Genomic DNA, 18,731 nt, shown 5'->3' on the forward strand with positions numbered 1-18,731 from the left:
GCAAGAACGAATTAGATTCACAGGATATCGATTCTGCAACGCGATGGACGCCGGGGTCGTGGAAGGGCCCTGCCCGGTGCATGGTCAAGACCACGCAGCGAGCGGGTTCCCACCTGAACTCGTCGGAGCCGCGGCCAGTGGCCCCGTGTTCGGCTCCCGTGGCCGCCGCGGCCGTCCGGGCCGGCGGATACTCTGGGGACGATGACTTCTCCCGCCACGAACCCGCCCTCGCTGACCGACCGCATCGACGCGCTCCCGCCGACCCCGGACGCCGACGACGTCTTCGGCGCCTTCGCGGCCTGGATCGAGGACCGCGGCATCTCGCTCTACCCCGCCCAGGAGGAGGCCGCCCTCGAGCTCGTCCAGGGCCGGCACGTGATCCTGGCGACGCCCACCGGCTCCGGCAAGTCCCTGGTGGCGCTGGCTGCACACGCCGACGCGCTCGCCCACGACGCCGTCTCCTACTACACGGCGCCGATCAAGGCGCTCGTCTCGGAGAAGTTCTTCGCGCTGGTGGACGTGTTCGGCGCGGAGAATGTGGGCATGGTCACGGGTGACTCCACCGTCAACGGTGACGCGCCGATCATCTGCTGCACCGCCGAGATCCTCGCCAACCGCGCGCTGCGCGAGGGCTCGGGCATGGAGATCGGCACCGTGGTGATGGACGAGTTCCACTACTACGCGGACCCCTCCCGTGGCTGGGCCTGGCAGGTCCCCCTCCTCGAGCTGCCGCAGGCCCGGTTCCTGCTGATGTCGGCCACCCTCGGCGACACGACCCGCCTCGAGGCGGACCTGTTCGAGCGCACCGGGCGGGAGGTCGCCGTCGTCGCCCACGCGGAGCGGCCGATCCCGCTGACGTTCGAGTGGTCCGAGGTGCCGCTGCAGGAGAAGGTCGAGGAGCTCGTGAGCACCCACCAGGCACCGGTGTACATCGTGCACTTCTCGCAGCTGGACGCCGTGGAGACGGCCCAGGGGCTGTCTTCGATCTCGGTGACGTCCAAGGAGGAGAAGGAGGCGATCGCCGCGCGGATCGCCGGCTTCCGGTTCTCCGCGGGCTTCGGGCACACCCTGAACCGCCTCGTCCGGGCGGGCATCGGCGTGCATCACGCGGGCATGCTGCCCAAGTACCGCCGCCTCGTGGAGAAGCTGGCCCAGGACGGGCTGCTCAAGGTCATCTGCGGCACGGACACGCTCGGCGTCGGGATCAACGTGCCGATCCGCACCGTGCTGCTCACCGCGCTGTCCAAGTTCGACGGCGAGAAGACCCGCCTGCTCCAGGCCCGCGAGTTCCACCAGATCGCCGGCCGGGCGGGCCGGGCCGGCTTCGACACCTCCGGCACCGTGGTGGTCCAGGCCCCCGAGCACGTGATCGAGAACAAGGCCGCCGAACGCAAGGCCGCGGCGAAGTTCGCGAACGTCAAGGACGAGGCCGAGCGGGCCAAGCGCATGAAGCAGTCCGTGAAGTCCGGCAAGCGCAAGAGCCCGCCCGCCGGCTTCGTCTCGTGGGGCCCGGCCACCTTCGAGCGCCTCGTGGCCGCCGAGCCCGAGCCGCTGGTCTCCCGCATGCAGATCACCCACTCCATGCTCCTGAACATCCTCGACCGGCCCGGCGACCCGGTCATCGCGGTCCGGCGCCTGCTGCGCGGCACCCACGAGACCCCGGCCCGCCAGGCGGTGCTCATGCGCCGCGCCATCGGGATCTTCCGGGAGCTGCTGGCCGCCGGCGTCGTCGAGCGTCTGCCCGAACCGGACGCCGAGGGCCGCACCGTGGACCTCACGGTGGACCTGCAGCCGGACTTCGCGCTCAACCAGCCGCTCTCCCCCTTCGCCCTCGCCGCGCTCGACCTGCTGGACCCGGCCGAGCCCGACCACGCCCTCGACGTCGTCTCCGTGATCGAGGCGACGCTCGACCCGCCGCGCCAGGTCCTCTCCGCCCAGGTGAAGAAGGCCAAGGGCGAGGCCGTCGCTGCCATGAAGGCCGAGGGCATGGACTACAACGACCGCATGCGCGCCCTCGACGAGGTCACCCACCCGCAGCCGCTGGCGGACCTGCTCGAGCAGCAGTTCGAGGTCTACCGCGCCAGCGCCCCCTGGCTCGCCGAGTTCGAGCTCACCCCCAAGTCCGTGGTCCGGGACATGTTCGAGCGGGCCATGGGCTTCGGCGACTACGTGCGCTTCTACGGGATCGCCCGCTCCGAGGGCGTGCTGCTGCGCTACCTCACCGACGCGGTGAAGGCCCTGCGCCAGACCGTGCCCGAGGCCTCCCGCACCGAGGAGCTGCAGGTGCTGCTCGACTGGCTCGACGAGATGGTCAAGCAGACCGACTCCTCCCTGCTCGAGGAGTGGGAGGACCTCGTGGCCGGGGACATCGAGGAGCTGCGCCGCGACCACGAGGCGCTCGCCCCGCAGGAGCCCGCCCGCCTCACGGACAACGGGCCGGTGTTCCGCGTGATGGTGCGCAACGCCCTGTTCCAGCGGGTCCGCCTGTTCGGCGACGAGCGCGACGAGGAACTCGCCCGCCTCTCCGGGGACCTCAGCGCGGACGACTGGGCCGACGCCCTCGACGCCTACTTCGGCGACCACGAGGACATCGACGACGGCCCCGCCGCCCGCGGGCCCGAGCTGTTCCGGGTGGCCGAGTCCCCCGACGTCGCCCCGCCCGTGGAGCTCGCCGGCTCGCGCTGGTGGGCGGTCCGGCAGGTGCTCAAGGACCCGGACGGCGTGCACGACCACGGCATCAACGCCGTGGTGGACCTGGACGCCTCCGACGGGGCCGGCCACCCCGTGATCCGCGTCGTCTCCGTGGGCGCCCCCGAGTCGGGGTGGGGCCTGTGAGCGCCCCCGCGCCCCGCGTGCCCGGCGACCCCCGCGGCTTCGCGCCCCTCGAGCCCGCCCGGCACCGGGTGGGCGAGCGCACCGAGCTCTACGACGGCACGGTCGCCGTGGACCACTGGTTCACCGTCCCCGTGGACCACGCCCTGACCCTGGCCGAGGCCGAGGCGCAGGACGCCGCCGGCACCGGCGTCGGCCCCCACGGCCGCGGCACCCTCACGGTGTTCGCCCGCGAGATCCGGGCCGCCGGGGACGCCGACGGCGCCCGCCCCTGGGCCCTCTACCTCCAGGGCGGGCCGGGCGGGGCCGGACCCCGCCCGGCGCGCGGGGGCGGCTGGATCGGCGCGCTGGCCTCGGAGCACCGCGTGCTGCTGCTGGACCAGCGCGGCACCGGGCGCTCCACCGCGGCCTCCGTCGCCGCCCTCACCGCCCCGGGCGCGTTCGCCTCGGACGAGGCCCTCGCCGAGCACCTCGTGCACCTGCGGGCCCCCTCGATCGTGCGCGACGCCGAGATGGTCCGGCTCGCCCTCGGCGCCGCCCCGTGGACCACCCTCGGCCAGAGCTTCGGCGGCTTCTGCACTCTCACCTACCTCTCCTTCCACCCCGAGGGGCTGCGACGCTGCCTGGTCACCGGCGGCCTCGCCCCGCTCACCGGCCACGCCGACCGCGTCTACCGGGCCACCTACGCGCGGATGCGCGACCGGGCGCACGAGTTCTTCGCCCGCCACACCGGGGACCGCGCCGCGTGGGCCGAGGCGGTGGCCCTGATCCGCGCCGCCGAGCAGGCCGGGGAGCCCGTGCGGCTGCCCGACGGCGGGCCCCTCACCGTGGCCCGCGCCCAGGCCCTGGGCATGCTCCTGGGCGGCAACACCCGCGTGGACCGGCTGCACTGGATCCTGGCCGAGGCCGTGGATCGCAGCGGCCCCGCCCCGCGCCTGTCCGAGACGTTCCTGGCGGCCGTGGCCGAGCACAACGACCGGCACGTCAACCCGCTCTACACCGTGCTGCACGAGTCCATCTACGCCCAGCCCGCGGAGCTGGCCGGCGGCCGCGCCGCGACCGACTGGTCCGCCGCGCGGGTGCTGGCGGAGCACCCCGACTTCGACCCGGGCGCCGCCGACGCGCCCCTGCCCACCGGCGAGCACGTCATGCCCGCCTCCCTCGAGCTCGACCCGCACCTGCGGCCGCTGCGCGGCGCCGCCCGCCTGCTCGCCGAGCGCACGGACTGGGGCCCGCTCTACGATGTCGAGGCCCTGACGCGGAACACCATCCCGGTGGCCGCGGCCGTCTACACGGACGACGTCTACGTGGACCGCGACCTGTCCCTCGAGACCGCGGGCCGCGTCCGCGGGCTGCGCGTGTGGGAGACCGACGCGTTCCACCACGACGGGCTCGCCGACGACGGCCCCGCGATCGTGCGGCGCCTGCTCGAGATGACGGGGGAGGGCGCCGCGCCGGCAGCCGCCGGGGGCGCCGAGCGCTCGGACGCCGAGCCCTCGGACTCGGCACCGGCGGCCTCGGAGACGACGACGGCCCCCGGCCCGGTCGACTGACCGGGACGAGGGCCGAGGCGGAAAGACGACGACGGCGCCGGGGCGGGGAGCATCGGCGCCGTCGTCGTCTCAGCGGGTCATCTCAGCGGGTCGCTCAGACGGTGGGCCCGTCCTGGCGGACGATCCGCTTGGAGACGCCGCGGGCGTCGTCGTCGCGCGGGTCGGCCAGCCGGGTCTCGTGGGCCGTGCGGATGATGCCGGACCAGGTGTCCTTGTGCTCGAGGAGCTCGTCGCGCCACTTCTGGTCGAGGCCCTCGGCCTTCGCCGTCCACTCGTCCATGAGGGCGGCGGCGCGGCTGCGCTCGGCCGGGTCGGCCGTCTCGTCCAGCTTGGAGTAGCGGTAGGAGAACTTCTCGGCGTTCTGCAGGGCGCGCAGGGCCTGGCCCTTGGGCGAGTACAGGGACACCACCACGGTGATCGCCAGGATGACGACGACCACCACGAGGGACAGCGTCGTGGGGATCTCGACCACGGGCACGTTCTCGCCGCCGTTGATGAACGGCAGGTTGTTCTCGTGCAGCGCGTGCAGGATGAGCTTGACGCCGATGAACGCCAGCAGCGCGGAGAGGCCGTAGGCGAGGTAGACGAGGCGGTCCAGCAGGCCGTCGATGAGGAAGTACAGCTGGCGCAGGCCCATGAGCGAGAAGGCCGTGGCGGTGAAGACGATGTACGCCTCCGTGGTCACGCCGAAGATCGCCGGGATGGAGTCGAAGGCGAAGAGGATGTCCGTGGCGCCGATGGCGATCATCACGAGCAGCATCGGGGTCATGACCCGCTTGCCGTTCTCGAGGGTGAACAACTTGTCGCCGTCGAAGCGGTCCGAGGCGGGCAGGAACCGCTTCACCATGCGGACCATGATGTTGTCCGCCTCGTCCTTGGCGTCGTCGGCGTCGCCGGCCATCTCGCCCTTGAGCTGGCCGCCCGCGATGATGATCAGGAACAGGCCGAAGAGGTAGAAGACGTCCGACCAGGCCGCGATCAAGGCGGCGCCGAGCAGGATGAAGATCGTGCGCGAGATCAGCGCGAAGGTGATGCCGAACAGCAGCACCTTCTGCTGGTACTCGCGGGGCACGCGGAAGCTGGCCATGATGACCAGGAAGACGAACAGGTTGTCGACGCTGAGCGCCTTCTCCAGCAGGTAGCCGGTGTAGTACTCGACGGCGTGCTGCGTGTCGCCCACGGCGAAGAACACGAGGCCGAAGAGGAGCGCGAGGCCCACGTAGATCCCGGACCAGATCGCGGCCTCGCGGATCGTGGGCGTGTGGGCCTTGCGGACATGGGCGAAGTAGTCGAACGCGAGCAGCCCGACGATCAATGCGATCGTCAGGCCCCACGTGAGGCCGTTGATTTCCACGGGTGCACCTTTCGGCGTCAGGGGACAGTTCTGCGCCGCAAGTCTCTCCGCCCCCCGTGGTCTCCACGGCGCCGGCCTCTGTGTCCGGCCGGTCGGCGCGCGCTCCAAAGCGGGCCCGTCCGGCGTGCTGACGTCCACAGTGTTCGGGATACTCCCCTACGTCGAGGGGAAGTCTATACCGTGCCCCCGACCCGCCCGGGGCGCGAGAACGGTGATATTCCAGGAATATCAGCATTCCTGTAGCACTGCGGCGCGGCAGAGGGCGCGGCCGACGCCGCGCTCAGGACAGGGCCGGGGCGACCAGGCCCACCCAGACCAGGACACCGCCGGCAGCCGCGATCCCCCAGCTCGCGAGGGAGCCGACGAGGAACTCCTCCGCCCGGGAGCCCTCCCCGCGGTCCGCGGAGATCTCCGGGAAGCGCACGAGGCCCTTCGCCGCCATGAGCGCGGCGACCACCGGCCACGCATGGGCCAGCCCGAGCACCACCATCAGCACGCGCTCCATCGGGCCGATGTACCGGCCGCCGCGCAGCGGCGGGGCCTCCGTCTCGTCGGCGGAGGTCTCCGGCGCCGGGACCGCCTCGACGGGCGCGTCTGATTCCGGGGCCGGAGCGGCGTCGGCGCGCCGCCCCGCGAGCAGCAGGACGGCCCGCGTGATCCGGTTGGCGGTCTCGCCCAGGGCGAGGCCCACCGCCACGACGGTGAACGCGACGGGGACGGCCGGCCCGGCGGTCCGGGCGAGCCCGATCTCCGCGACCGCGACCAGGGCGACGACGGCCGCCACGCCCAGCGTGCCCAGCGGGGCCCCCGCCCCGAGCCGCCACCACGCGGCGAGCAGGGCCAGTGCGACGAGGACGCCGCCGATCGCCAGGGCGGGGGCACCGGGGACGAGGACGACGAGCAGCACCCCGGCCAGCACGGCGGCCGCGGCGCCCGCGGCCAGGGCGAGGACCTCCCGCCGTCGAGCGGCCCAGGCCCGGGGCAGCAGCGCGGCGGCGAGGTCGTGGACCCCGAGCGCGATCAGCGTCAGCGCGATCATCCGACGTCCCCCTCGTCTCCGGCCCCCTCGCCCGCGGCGCCCGCGTGGCCGAAACTCCCAGCGGCGGCCTCAGCCAGCGCGGCGTCCAGCTCGAGCAGGCGGTCGATCCCGGAGCGCGTCACGGCCTGCGAGACCGCGGACTGGGTGATCCGCTCCGCGCGGGCCGCCTGCGTCTGCGTGGCCCCGCCCAGCAGCGCGGCGGCGAGACGGCGCTCCCGGGCCTTGAGCCGGCCGAGCACGTGGTCGCGCAGCAGGAGCACCCCGTCCACGGCGGCCGTCAGGGACGGGTCGGCCGCGACGAACGCCGTCGCCGCCCCGTCCGCGCGGGCGTGCGCCCGCTCGACCGCCGCGCGCGCCCGGTACCAGGCGGTGCCGTCCTCGATCCGGTCCCCCGCGCCGTCGTCCAGCGACCGGCGCTCCCCCACGCCGATGCCGAAGCGCAGCTCGAGGCCGGGCGGCAGCGCGAGGGACACGCGGACCACGGCGCGCACGGCTTGCGGCCACGCGCCATGGAGGGCCTGGAACTCGTCCCCCACGGTGGCCCAGGCCGCCCGCAGCGGCGGGACGTCCTTCTCGGCCACGGCGAAGGCGGCGAGGATCTGCTCCTGCGCCGCCTCCCGGTCCGCGAGGCGGCGGGAGCCCACGATGTCCGCGATGACGGCGGCGGCCTGGGGTGCACGGGTCATGACGTCACAGTATCACTGATAGGATATGCTTCATCATCGTTTTCATAACGCGAGCGGGCCCGCAGGACCCAGACCAGAAGCGCGGCGCTGAGAAGGCCGGCCGCCACGGTGAGCCCCGTGAAGCCCCACCAGGCCAGCACCAGCCCGGACAGGCCCGCCGTCACGGCCGCCGCCGCGCCCATGCCGAAGTCCGTGACCCCCTGCACCAGCACGCGCCTCGGCCCCGTGGCCACCTCGGACACCCACGCCGAGCCGGCCACGGTGACCGCGCCCCAGCCGAGGCCGAGGAGCACCAGGGCCGCCGTGACCGCGCCGGTGCTGGCGGCCCCGACCGCGCCGACGAGCGTGGCCGCCAGCAGCCCGGCGAAGCCCGCCGCGGTGACCGCCAGCCGGCCCCAGCGGTCCGCGGCCCGGCCCCAGACGGGCGAGAGCGCATACATGCCGGCGATGTGCAGGGAGATCACCACGCCGATGACCACCAGCGTGTCCGCGCCGCCCGCCCCGGCCCCGTGCGTGCGGCTGAGGTGGACCGGCGTCATGGCCATCACGCCGACCATCACGGCGTGGCCCACCACCACGGCGGCCACGCCCACCCGGATCCGCGGGTCGCCCACGACGGCACCCACCCCGGCCCGCAGCCGCGGGGGCTGCGGCGACGCGACGCCGCCGAGCCCCGCCTCCCGGCGCAGCGCCAGCGGGTCGGGGCGCAGGCCCGCCTGCAGGATCGCGACCGCCGCCAGCATGCCGGCCACGGAGAGCAGGAAGACGCCCGCGGTGTCCGCCAGCCCCACCGCCCGGGCCAGGACCACGCCCGGGCCGATGAGGTTCGGCCCCGCCACGGCGCCGATGGTGATGGACCAGACCACGAGGCCGAGGTCCCGGCCGAGGCGCGCCGGCGTCGCCAGGTCGGTGGCCGCGAACCGGGCCTGCAGGTTGCCGGCCGCGCCCAGGCCCACCCCGAACGAGCCGGCCAGCAGCAGGCCGAAGCCGCCGATCCCGGGGGCGGCGAGCATGCACGCGGCGCCAAGGGCCGCCACGAGGTATGCGACCGTCAGGGCCGTGCGGCGGCCCCGGGCCAGCGCGAGCCGGGCCAGGGGCAGCGCCGAGAGGGCGCCCGCGGCGGAGATCATCATGGTGGTGGTGCCGCCCAGGGCGGCGTTGCCCGTGAGCTCCACGGCCAGCACGGAGCCGACGGCGAGCGCCGAGCCGTTGCCGAGTCCCGAGAACACCTGGCTCGCCGCGAGGGTGCGGACCACGCGGCGCTGGCCGGCGGCCAGGGCGGCGCCCTCCTCCGCGACCTGCGCGGTGTCCGGCGCCGCCGTCACTGCTCCCGCCGCATCTGCCGCAGCTCCTTCTTGAGCTCGCCGACCTCATCGCGCAGGCGGGCCGCGAGCTCGAACTGCAGGTCCGCCGCCGCCTGGTGCATCTGCTGCGACATCTGCTCGATGAGGTCGGCCAGGTCCTTGGCCGGCAGGGAGGCCGCGTCCACGGCCGGGCCTCCGCCGGCGCGCTCCTGCCCCTCCTCGCGGTCCAGGGAGCTGAGGCCGCGGTGGCCCATGCCGTAGTCGAACCCGGACTTCACCCCGCCCATGCCCTTGAGGAAGTCCGCCGTGTCCGCGTCCTCCCGGGCGAGCTGGTCCGTGATGTCCGCGATGCGCTTGCGCAGGGGCTGGGGGTCGATCCCGTGCTCCTCGTTGTACGCGATCTGCACGGCCCGGCGCCGCTCGGTCTCCTCGATGGCCCGGCGCATGGAGTCGGTGACGTTGTCCGCGTACATGTGGACCTCGCCGGACACGTTGCGGGCCGCGCGGCCGATGGTCTGGATGAGGGAGGTGGTGGAGCGCAGGAAGCCCTCCTTGTCCGCGTCCAGGATCGCCACGAGCGAGACCTCGGGCAGGTCCAGGCCCTCGCGCAGCAGGTTGATGCCCACGAGCACGTCGAAGGTGCCCTTGCGCAGCTCGCGCAGCAGCTCCACGCGGCGCAACGTGTCCACATCCGAGTGGAGGTACTCGACCTTCACCCCCGCCTCGAGCAGGTAGTCCGTGAGGTCCTCGGCCATGCGCTTGGTCAGCGTGGTCACCAGGACGCGCTCGTCCTTGGCCGTGCGCACGCGGATCTGCTCGAGCAGGTCGTCGATCTGACCCTCGGTCGGCTTGACCACCACCTGCGGGTCCACGAGGCCGGTGGGCCGGATGATCTGCTCGACGTAGCCGTCCGCCTGGCCGAGCTCGTAGGCGCCCGGCGTCGCGGAGAGGTACACGGTCTGCCCGATCCGCTCGAGGAACTCGTCCCACTTCAGCGGGCGGTTGTCCATGGCCGAGGGCAGGCGGAAGCCGTGCTCCACGAGGGTGCGCTTGCGGGACATGTCCCCTTCGTACATGGCCCCGATCTGCGGGATGGTCACGTGGGACTCGTCCACCACGAGCAGGAAGTCGTCCGGGAAGTAGTCCAGCAGGCAGTGCGGGGCGGAGCCGGCGGGACGGCCGTCGATGTGGCGCGAGTAGTTCTCGATGCCGTTGCAGTAGCCCATCTGCTGCATCATCTCGAGGTCATACGTGGTGCGCATGCGCAGCCGCTGCGCCTCGAGGAGCCGGTCCTGGGACTCCAGCTCCTGCAGCCGCTCCCGCAGCTCGTCCTCGATGGTGGTGATCGCCCGGCCCATGCGCTCGTCGCCGGCCACGTAGTGCGAGGCCGGGAAGATGTACATCTCCGTCTCCTCGCGCACCACCTGGCCGGTGAGCGGGTGCAGGGTCTGGATGGACTCGATCTCGTCCCCGAAGAACTCGATGCGCACCGCGAGCTCCTCGTACATGGGGATGATCTCCACGGTGTCCCCGCGCACCCGGAAGGTGCCGCGGTGGAAGTCGACGTCGTTGCGCACGTACTGCATCTGCACGAATCGCCGCAGGAGCACGTCCCGGTCCATCTCCGCACCGCGGCGCAGGGTGACCATCTGCTCGATGTACTCCTCGGGTGTGCCGAGGCCGTAGATGCAGGAGACGGTGGCCACGACGATCACGTCCCGCCGGGTCAGCAGCGCGTTCGTGGCCGAGTGGCGCAGCCGCTCGACCTCCTCGTTGATGGAGGAGTCCTTCTCGATGAAGGTGTCCGTCTGCGGGACGTACGCCTCAGGCTGGTAGTAGTCGTAGTAGGAGACGAAGTACTCGACCGCATTGTTGGGCAGCAGCTCGCGGAACTCGTTGGCCAGCTGCGCCGCGAGCGTCTTGTTCTGCACCATCACCAGCGTGGGCCGCTGGAGGCGCTCGACGAGCCACGCCGTCGTCGCCGACTTGCCCGTGCCGGTGGCACCCATCAGGACGACGTCCTTCTCCCCCGCCTCCACGCGCTCGGCGAGTTCGGCGATGGCCTTCGGCTGGTCACCGGAGGGCTGGTACGGGGAGATGACCTCGAACGGGGCGACGACGCGGTTGATCTTCTGGGCCAGGCTCATGGCAGAACCCTACGTCGCGCCCCCGGACACCCCGGCGGTCAGTCCGCCGAGGGCTCAGCCGCGTCGGGGGCGAGGAACCGGTCCCACACCTGGTTCGCCACGGACGCGAGCCGCTCGAGGTCGGCGTCGTTGACGATCACCACGTCCGCGGCGGCCCGCCGCTGCTCGTCCGTGGCCTGCGCGTCGATGCGCGCCTGGGCGTCCTCGGGGGTCATGCCGCGGTCCTCGACCATGCGGCGCAGGCGCTCCTCCAGGGACGCCTCCACCACGATGACCAGATCGAACGCGTCCTGCTGGCCCGTCTCCACGAGCAGCGGCACGTCCTGGACCACGACGGCGTCCGGGCCCGCCGCCGCGACGATGCGGCGGGCGGCGGCCCGGATCCGGGGGTGCACGATGCGGTTCAGGCGCTGGCGCGCCTGCGGGTCCGAGAACACGATGCGCGCCAGGGCCACGCGGTCGAGCTCCCCGTCCGAGGAGAGCACCCGGTCGCCGAACTCGTCCTGCACCGCGGCCAGCCCGTCCGTGCCCTTCTCGAGCACGAGCCGGGCCAGGGCGTCGGAGTCCACGAGCAGCGCGCCGCGCTCCTGGAGCACGCGGGCCACGGCGGACTTGCCGGCGGCGATCCCGCCGGTCAGGCCGACGTGGACGCGGGGGCGGTCGGCGACGGGGACGGACTCGGTCATGGGCTCACTCCTCGGGCGGCCTCGATCTGAGGCTGGATCTTGGCCTCCCAGTATGCCCGCACGGCCTCGTGCAGGTCCTCGAGGGTGCCGTCGTTCTCGATCACCGTGTCGGCGATCTCGGCGCGCTCGGCGTCGAGGGCCTCCTCGTCGATGAAGGCCCACGCCTGCTCCCGGGGCAGGTCGTGGGAGTCCATGAGCCGGGCCACGCGCTGCTCGGCCGGGGCCGAGACGGCGAGCACCTGGTCGAAGTCGCCGGCGGAGCCGGTCTCGGCCAGCAGCGCCAGGTCCACCACGAGCACGGAGTCCTCGCCGATCGCCCGGGCGCGGCGGTTCGCCTCGTCGCGCACGGCCGGGGAGACGATCTCGTACATGCGGGTGCGCGCCGTCGTGCTCTCCGCCGTGAGGCGGTTGAGGGTGCGGGCGTCGAGCGTGCCGTCCGCGCGGACGACGTCGTCCCCGAACACCTCGCGCAGCTCCTCCAGCACCGGGCTGCCGGGCACGAGGATCTCGCCCATGAGGTCGTCGAACTCGACGACGACGGCGCCGAGGCGCTCGAGCTCCTCGCCCACCACGGTGCGACCCGCGGCGATGCCGCCGGTGAGGCCCACGGTGACGAGGGCCTTCGCGGCCACGGTGCGCTGCTGGTGCCACGTGTTCGGCGTGTGGGTGTCGTGCTCCGGCTCGGTGCCCACCTCGAACTCGGGGCGGATGACGTAGTCGGACACGTCCACGCCGTCCTCGCGGGCGCGGCGGTGGTACTCCTCCGCCGGCAGCACGGGCTTCCACTGGCGGGTGCGCAGGGGGCGGGCCGTGCCCGCGTCCTCGCGCAGCGCCTGCAGCAGCAGGCCCGCCTGGGTGACGGTGATCAGCAGGATGGGCAGGCCGATCACGATGATGACCTCCTGCAGCGCGGCCAGGCCGTTCTCGCCGGCGGTGAGGATGATCGCCGCGCAGACGGCGCCGATGGACACCGCCCAGATCACGGACTGCCGGCGCGGGGCCGGGTCCTCGTGGCCGTTGGCCATGGCGTCCATGACGAGGGCGCCGGAGTCGATGGACGTGATGAAGAACACGGTGATGACCACGAGCGCGAGGACGGCGGCCACGGTGTAGAGCGGCATCTCCTGCAGGTGCTGGAACAGCGCCGCCTGCACGTTGCCCTCGGTCACGATGGTCTCGGTGAGGTCGCCGCCCGTGCCCGGCCCGGCGGCCGTGGCGCGGTCCGACTGGAAGGCGGAGTAGCCGTAGATGCCCATCCAGATGATGACGAAGGCCGTGGGCAGGCCCAGGCCGGCGGCGATGAACGAGCGGATGGTGCGGCCGCGGGAGATCTTCGCGAAGAACATGCCCACGAACGGCGCCCACGTCACGGTCCAGGCCCAATAGAACACCGTCCAGTCGCCGGACCACTGGCCCGAGTTGTAGGTGTCGTTGAAGGTGGAGAGCATGGGCAGCATGGTCAGGTACTCGCCGACGGCCTGCACGGTGCCGCGGATGACGTCCATGCTGGAGACGGCCCACATCATCACGTACACGAGCAGCGCGATGGCCATCAGGATGTTCGCGTAGGACAGGCGCTTGACGCCCTTGTCCATGCCCGCCAGCACCGAGGCGGTGCCCACGGCCGTGATGACGGCCAGGATCAGCGCCTGCACCCAGCCCGCGACGGGGGTGCCGAAGACGTAGTTCATGCCGGCGTTGATCTGCAGCGCGCCCAGGCCCACGGAGACGCCGAGGCCGAACACGGTGGAGACCACGGAGACGATGTCGATGGCCTTGCCGATCGGGCCGTGGATGCGGTCGCCCAGCAGGGGCTGGAAGGCGGAGGACACGCGCGGGGGCAGCTTGCGCTTGTACGTGAAGTAGCCGAAGCACAGGCCCGGCACGAGCAGGATCGCCCACATGTGGATGCCGAAGTGGAAGTTGGCGATCGCCATGGCCTGGGAGGCCGCCTGATCGGAGAACGGCTCCGTGCCGGCCAGCGGCGGGTTGGCGTAGTGGTTCATCGGCTCGGCGATGCCCCAGAACATCAGGACCGCGCCGACGCCGGCGGCGAACATCATGCCGAACCAGGTCAGGCCCGAGTACTCCGGCACCGCGTCGTCGTCGCCCAGCTTCACCCGGCCGTACCGCGTCACCGCGAGCAGGAGCAGGAAGGCCACGAGGACGGAGAGGCTGAGCGTGTAGATCCAGCCGGCGTCGTAGCGCAGCCAGCTGGAGACGACGCCGAATCCGGCCTGCACCGGGCCCGGGAACAGGCCCATGGCGAGGGTGAAGACCACCACGACGGCGGCGGAGCCGAAGAAGATCGCCGGTGTCGTGCGCAGCCCGAGGGCGTCGTGCAGGCGGGTGAGCGGGGATGTCATGAGTCTCCCGGTACGGGGTCGCCGACGCTCCGCGGCGGCCGGTCCAAAGGGCGCGCCGAGGGGCGGGTGCCGTCGGGCACGCGGTCACGACGGTACGGGGACCCCGCCCCGGGGCGCCACCCGCGACCGTCCCCGCTCGCCGCGGCGCGGCGGGCGGGGACGGTCCGGGTCAGCCGGCGGAGGCGGGGTCCGGGGCGCCGGCCGCGCTCGCGCGCGCCGGCTCCACGACCTCGTCCCACCAGTCCCGGACGGAGCGCTCCAGCTCGGCCCGGTCCCCCTCGTTGGCCAGCACGGTGTGCGTGCCGCCCAGCGCGGGGCGGCGCTGCTCGTCCGCGTCCACCTCGGCCCACGCCTGCTCGCGGTCCAGCCCGCGCTCGTCCATGAGCCGGGCCACGCGGACCTCGGCGGGGGCGAGGACCTCGAGCACCTGGTCGAAGTCGCGGACGTCGGCGGCGTCGACCAGCAGGGCGAGGTCCACCACCAGGACGGACGACTCGCCGGCGTCCGTGGCGCGGCGGTCGGCCTCGGCGCGGACCACGGGGGCCACCACCTCGTGGAGGCGGGTGCGCGCGGCCGGGGACTCCGCGGTCAGGGCGTCGAGCGCGAGCCAGTCGACGGTGCCGTCGTCGGCCACCACCTCGGCCGTGAAGACGTCCCGCAGCTCGTCCACGGCCGGGTGGCCGGGCACGAGGATCTCGCGCATGAGGTCGTCGTAGTCCACGACGACGGCGCCGAGCCGCTCGAACTCCGCGGCCACGGCCGACTTGCCGGAGGCCACGCCGCCGGTGAGGCCGACGGACACAGCCGCGCGGCGGGCCGCCGACTGCTGGGCGTGCCACGTGTTGGGCGTGTGGGTCTCGTACTCGGGCTCGGTGCCGACCTCGAACTCCGGACGGATGGCGTACTCCTCCCGGACGGTGGCGTCCTCGCGGGCGCGGCGGTGGTACTCCTCCGGGGGCAGCACGCGCTTCCACTGGCGGGTGCGCAGGGGCCGGGCCGCGCCGGCGTCCTCGCGCAGGGCCTGGAGCAGCAGCAGCGCCTGCAGGACGGTGAGGACCATGACAGGGAAGCCGATCACGATGATGACCTCCTGGAGCGCGTTCAGCCCGTCGTCGCCCGCGGTGACGATGATCGCGGTGCAGACCGCGCCGACGGAGACGCCCCAGAACACGCGCTGGCGGCGCGGTGCGAGGTCCTCGTGGCCGTTGGCCATGGCGTCCATGACGAGCGCGCCCGAGTCGATGGAGGTGACGAAGAAGATCACGATGACGATCAGCGCGAGGACGGCGATCGGCAGGTACAGCGGCATCTCCTGCAGGAACCGGAACAGGGCGACCTGCACGTTCCCCTCCACCGCGATGGTCTGCGCGAGCGGCCCGCCGGTGCCCGCCTCCGGGGCGGCGGCGCGGTCCGCGAAGATCGCGGAGTAGCCGTAGACGCCCATCCACACGATCACGAACGCCGTGGGCAGGCCCAGGGAGGCGAACACGAACTCGCGGATGGTGCGGCCGCGGGAGATGCGGGCCACGAACATGCCCACGAACGGGGCCCAGGACACAGTCCAGGCCCAGTAGAAGACAGTCCAGTCGCCGGACCAGGTGCCGCCGCCGAGGGTGTCGTTGAAGGTGGTGAGCAGCGGCAGGGCGCCGAGGTATCGGCCGAAGGACTCGATGACGCCCCGGACCACGTCCATGCTGGAGGCGGCCCACATCAGGACCCAGAGCATCAGCGCGACGGCCAGGACGATGTTGAGGTAGGACAGGCGCTTGACGCCCTTGTCCAGGCCCGCCAGGGCGGAGGCGACGGCCACGGCCGTGATGACGGCCAGGATCAGGGCCTGCACCCAGCCGGCCACCGGCACGCCGACCACGTAGTTGACGCCCGCGTTGATCTGCAGGGCGCCCAGGCCCGTGGACACGCCCATGCCGAAGACCGTGGAGACGATCGCGATGACGTCGATGGTCTTGCCGATGGGGCCGTGGATCCGGTCCCCCAGGAGCGGCTGGAAGGCGGAGGACACGCGCGGGGGCAGGTTCCGCTTGTACGTGAAGTAGCCGAAGCACAGGCCCGGGACCACGAGGATGGCCCACATGTGCAGGCCAAAGTGGAAGTTGGCGATGTTCAGCGCCTGCACCGCGGCCTGGTCCGAATACGGCTCGGTCCCCTCCAGCGGCGGCAGCGCGTAGTGGGTCATGGGCTCGGCGATGCCCCAGAACATGAGCACGGCGCCGACGCCGGCGGCGAACATCATGCCGAACCAGGCGAGCCCGGAGTACTCGGGCGAGGCATCGTCGTCGCCGAGCCTGACGCGGCCGTAGCGCGAGACCGCGAGGATCAGGCAGACGGCCAGCAGGAGCGTGGCGGCGAGGGTGTAGAACCAGCCGACGTCGTAGCGCAGCCAGTGCGCCGCGGCGCCGAAGACCGCCTGGACGGGGCCGGGGAAGAGGCCCATCGCGACGGTGAAGAGGATGATGACGGCGGCGGCGGAGAAGAACACCGCGGGCGAGGTGCGCAGCCCCAGCCGGTCATGGAGACGGGTGAGCAGTGAGTTCACGTGAGATCACTTCGGGTCGGAGACGAAGCCCCCGGGGCCGTTCCAACGGGCCTCCGCAGGCTCCTGTGCCCGTGATGGCACGGCGAGCGACTCTACCGGAAGCGGTCATCGGCGCCCCCGCCCGCCCCCGCGGTCGCCGCCCGCCGGCGCGACCGCGTCTACGCTGGGACGCATGTCCGCCCCGCCCGCCCGCTGCACCGTCCTGCCGCGCCTCGCCGCCGGGGAGGACGGCTGGATCGTCCACGAGCTGGAGGTGCGCCGCAGCCGGTTCCTCACCGTCCTGGGGCGCGTCGCGGACGAGGCGCAGGCGCGCGCCATGATCGCCGCGCTGCGCCGCCGCCACCACGACGCCCGACACGTGTGCAGCGCGTTCGTGCTCGGCCCGGAGCGCTCCGTCGCCCGGTCCTCGGACGACGGCGAGCCGGCCGGCACCGCGGGGACGCCGATGCTGGAAGCCCTCACGGCGCGCGAGACCGCGCCCGGGCGCACCGACCTGACGGACGTGTGCGCCGTCGTCGTGCGGTGGTTCGGCGGCGTGAAGCTGGGGGCCGGCGGACTGGTGCGGGCCTACTCCGAGTCCGTCTCCGCCGCCCTGGACACCACGCCGCTCGTGACGCGCTCGCGCCGGGCGCTCCTCGCCGTCGACGCGCCCCACGCGCAGGCCGGGCGCTGGGAGAACGAGCTGCGGGCCGCCGGCGTCGCCGTCCTCGACGCCGGCTACGGCGCCGCGGGCGTGCGCCTGCGGGTGGGCGTCCCCGACTCGGACACGCAGCGGGCGGCCTTCGCCGCGCGCCTCGCGGACATCACCGCCGGCACCGGGCGCGCCGAGCCGATCGGAACGGAGTGGATCGACCATGACTGAGCCCCTGGCCCCGGGGGTCACCCCGGACGTCGCCCTGGGCGGGCTGCCGACCTCGCTGACCGAGGGCGTGGACCTCGGCGCCCTCTCCCGCTGGCCGCTGCCCGCCGAGGAAGGCCGGCAGGCGCACGACGCCGCCGACCTGCTGCTGCTCGACACGCTGGCCGGGTGGATCGCGTGCGGCCACTCCCCCGGGCCCGTCGCCGTCCTCGACGACCGCCACGGCGCCCTCACCCTGCCGCTGCTCGCCGCCGGGCACGACGTGCGCGTGCACCAGGACGAGGCCTCGCACGAGCGCTCCCTCGACGCCAACCTCGACGCGTGGCGCCGGGCCGGACGCTTCGGCCCCGACGCCGGGACGGTGCACCGCGCCGCCGCCCCCGAGGACGCGGTGCGCGGGGCCCGCACGGTGCTGCTGCCCCTGCCGCGGTCCCTCGACGAGCTCGACCGCCTCGCGCGGATCGCCGCCCGGGAGGCCGACCCCGGCGTCGTGCTGCTCGCCGCCGGGCGGGACAAGCACATGAGCCCGCGGATGAACGCGGTCCTCGGGGCCGCGTTCGCGGACGTGGTGGCCGGCCGCGGCCGCCGCAAGGCCCGCGTCCTCACCGCCCGCGGCCCCCGCCCCGACGTCGCGCCCCGCCCCGCCGAGGAAACCGAGCGCGACGTCCCGGGCCTGGGCCGGCTGCGCCTGGTCGCCCATGCCGGCACCTTCGGCGGGGCCGCCGCCGACCCCGGCTCCCGGCTGCTGCTGGCGGCGCTGGCCGAGGAGCCGCGCCCGCCCGGACGCGTCGTGGACCTGGGCTGCGGCAACGGCCTGCTCGGCGTGGGGGCGGCGCGGCTGTGGCCGCACGTGCGCGTCCTGGCCACGGACCAGTCCGCGGTGGCGGTCGCCTCCACGCTCGCCACCGCGCGGGCCAACGGCGTCGCCGACCGGCTCGAGGCCGTCCGGGACGACGCCCTCGCCGGCCGGCCGGACGCCTCGGAGGAGTGCATCCTGCTCAACCCGCCGTTCCACGACGGCAACGCGGTGGACCCCGCCGTGGCGCACCGCCTGGTCGCCGCGGCGGCCCGCGTGCTGGCCCCGGGCGGGCGCCTGTGGTGCGTGTGGAACTCCCACCTGCGCCACCGCCCCGTGCTTGAGGCCGAGGTGGGCCCCACGCGCCAGGTCGCCCGAGACCGCACCTTCACCGTGACGGTCTCCACCCGCCGCTGACGGGCCCGCGCCCCGTCGGGCCGACGTCCGGGTCGGCCGGGCAGGCCCGGCGCGGTCCGCAGACCCACCCGCAGACGACGACGCCCCGCCCCTCCGTGCAGGAGGGGCGGGGCGTCGGGATGCGTCACCGACCGTCAA

At 73.6% G+C, this 18,731-nt stretch carries 12 protein-coding genes; 4 read left to right on the forward strand and 8 right to left on the reverse strand.

Features of this window, described 5'->3' with window-relative positions; all coding sequences use genetic code 11:
• Window positions 1-201 precede the first annotated feature (201 nt).
• Both HDA33_RS03775 and HDA33_RS03780 read left to right on the forward strand, forming a co-directional pair.
• Complete coding sequence (locus tag HDA33_RS03775; RefSeq protein ID WP_184171067.1) at window positions 202-2,835, forward strand: DEAD/DEAH box helicase; 2,634 nt, start codon at window positions 202-204, stop codon at window positions 2,833-2,835.
• Window positions 2,836-2,852: 17 nt separating this feature from the next.
• Window positions 2,853-4,385 carry an alpha/beta fold hydrolase gene (locus tag HDA33_RS03780; RefSeq protein ID WP_338104362.1) on the forward strand — a complete coding sequence of 511 codons (1,533 nt, stop codon included), beginning with the start codon at window positions 2,853-2,855 and terminating at the stop codon, window positions 4,383-4,385.
• A gap of 94 nt (window positions 4,386-4,479) precedes the next feature.
• Here the strand turns inward: HDA33_RS03780 and HDA33_RS03785 are convergent, their stop codons facing one another.
• From HDA33_RS03785 to coaE (HDA33_RS03820), 8 genes are all read right to left on the reverse strand, one after another.
• A complete protein-coding gene (locus tag HDA33_RS03785) occupies window positions 4,480-5,739 on the reverse strand; it encodes a TerC family protein (RefSeq protein WP_184171070.1) in 1,260 nt (419 codons plus the stop codon).
• A 280-nt stretch (window positions 5,740-6,019) separates the two neighbouring features.
• Window positions 6,020-6,778: a hypothetical protein gene (locus tag HDA33_RS03790; RefSeq protein WP_184171073.1), complete on the reverse strand. Its 759-nt coding sequence runs from the start codon at window positions 6,776-6,778 to the stop codon at window positions 6,020-6,022.
• Entirely contained in the window at window positions 6,775-7,464 is a 690-nt protein-coding gene (locus HDA33_RS03795) for a SatD family protein (protein WP_184171075.1), read from the reverse strand. The genes HDA33_RS03790 and HDA33_RS03795 overlap by 4 nt, the downstream gene beginning before the upstream one ends.
• Entirely contained in the window at window positions 7,461-8,789 is a 1,329-nt protein-coding gene (locus tag HDA33_RS03800; RefSeq protein WP_338104242.1) for an MFS transporter, read from the reverse strand. Before HDA33_RS03800 ends, HDA33_RS03795 begins: the two co-directional genes overlap by 4 nt.
• A complete protein-coding gene (gene uvrB, locus HDA33_RS03805) occupies window positions 8,786-10,915 on the reverse strand; it encodes an excinuclease ABC subunit UvrB (protein WP_184171078.1) in 2,130 nt (709 codons plus the stop codon). The genes HDA33_RS03800 and uvrB overlap by 4 nt, the downstream gene beginning before the upstream one ends.
• Before the next feature lie 38 nt (window positions 10,916-10,953).
• Window positions 10,954-11,601, reverse strand: a complete 648-nt coding sequence (coaE, locus tag HDA33_RS03810) for a dephospho-CoA kinase (RefSeq protein ID WP_184171081.1) — start codon at window positions 11,599-11,601, stop codon at window positions 10,954-10,956.
• Window positions 11,598-13,967, reverse strand: a complete 2,370-nt coding sequence (gene coaE, locus HDA33_RS03815) for a dephospho-CoA kinase (protein WP_184171084.1) — start codon at window positions 13,965-13,967, stop codon at window positions 11,598-11,600. The genes coaE (HDA33_RS03810) and coaE (HDA33_RS03815) overlap by 4 nt, the downstream gene beginning before the upstream one ends.
• Window positions 13,968-14,136: 169 nt before the next feature.
• A complete protein-coding gene (gene coaE, locus HDA33_RS03820; RefSeq protein ID WP_184171086.1) occupies window positions 14,137-16,521 on the reverse strand; it encodes a dephospho-CoA kinase in 2,385 nt (794 codons plus the stop codon).
• Between the two features lie 172 nt (window positions 16,522-16,693).
• On the opposite strand from coaE (HDA33_RS03820), the gene HDA33_RS03825 reads away from it, so the two are divergent.
• Window positions 16,694-17,383 (forward strand): IMPACT family protein, encoded by a 690-nt coding sequence (locus HDA33_RS03825; protein ID WP_184171089.1) that lies wholly within the window; start codon window positions 16,694-16,696, stop codon window positions 17,381-17,383.
• A complete protein-coding gene (locus tag HDA33_RS03830; RefSeq protein ID WP_246416860.1) occupies window positions 17,376-18,593 on the forward strand; it encodes a class I SAM-dependent methyltransferase in 1,218 nt (405 codons plus the stop codon). Before HDA33_RS03825 ends, HDA33_RS03830 begins: the two co-directional genes overlap by 8 nt.
• The last annotated feature ends 138 nt before the right edge of the window (window positions 18,594-18,731 follow it).

This window comes from Micrococcus endophyticus, from assembly GCF_014205115.1.
GTDB lineage: Bacteria > Actinomycetota > Actinomycetes > Actinomycetales > Micrococcaceae > Micrococcus > Micrococcus endophyticus.

Coding starts and splice junctions, on each gene's coding strand:
- HDA33_RS03775 (WP_184171067.1), top strand. CDS start 202: ATGACTTCTCCCGCCACGAACCCGCCCTCGCTGACCGACCGCATCGAC.
- HDA33_RS03790 (WP_184171073.1), bottom strand. CDS start 6,778: ATGATCGCGCTGACGCTGATCGCGCTCGGGGTCCACGACCTCGCCGCC.
- HDA33_RS03795 (WP_184171075.1), bottom strand. CDS start 7,464: ATGACCCGTGCACCCCAGGCCGCCGCCGTCATCGCGGACATCGTGGGC.
- uvrB (WP_184171078.1), bottom strand. CDS start 10,915: ATGAGCCTGGCCCAGAAGATCAACCGCGTCGTCGCCCCGTTCGAGGTC.
- coaE (WP_184171081.1), bottom strand. CDS start 11,601: ATGACCGAGTCCGTCCCCGTCGCCGACCGCCCCCGCGTCCACGTCGGC.
- coaE (WP_184171084.1), bottom strand. CDS start 13,967: ATGACATCCCCGCTCACCCGCCTGCACGACGCCCTCGGGCTGCGCACG.
- HDA33_RS03825 (WP_184171089.1), top strand. CDS start 16,694: ATGTCCGCCCCGCCCGCCCGCTGCACCGTCCTGCCGCGCCTCGCCGCC.
- HDA33_RS03830 (WP_246416860.1), top strand. CDS start 17,376: ATGACTGAGCCCCTGGCCCCGGGGGTCACCCCGGACGTCGCCCTGGGC.